The sequence below is a fragment of the Pseudoalteromonas sp. RB2-MNA-CIBAN-0110 genome, from assembly GCF_040309305.1.
GTDB classification, from domain to species: domain Bacteria; phylum Pseudomonadota; class Gammaproteobacteria; order Enterobacterales; family Alteromonadaceae; genus Pseudoalteromonas; species Pseudoalteromonas arctica.
The window spans coordinates 1-290 of record NZ_JBEOOQ010000134.1; the positions used below are offsets into that span (position 1 = coordinate 1).

Genomic DNA, 290 nt, shown 5'->3' on the forward strand with positions numbered 1-290 from the left:
ATCTACAATAGCCTCTTGTAATAAAACAATATCAGCAGTTTCATTAAGGTGAGTTAAATCTTTATATAGGCCGTGGTTTTGTGCCTTATAAATATTCCATGAGAGTAACCTAGCTTGTTGAGGAACAATAAACTTACGGCTGTATGTTTTTTGCCTACTTGCCTGTAGTTGCTGATTACAACGCAGAGGAGTATATGCGGTTTCGGTTATACCTTGCGCTTCATCTGATGGGTTTAGTTGTGCTAGCGCCAAGCTAGAGTTTATAGTTAAAAAAGAGCATGCAGCAATAA

1 pseudogene is annotated in these 290 nt (G+C 37.9%); it reads right to left on the reverse strand.

Features of this window, described 5'->3' with window-relative positions:
- Nucleotides 1-288 (reverse strand): annotated as a pseudogene (locus tag AAEY68_RS20855) (endonuclease/exonuclease/phosphatase family protein); the annotation flags it as partial.
- Nucleotides 289-290: the final 2 nt, after the last annotated feature.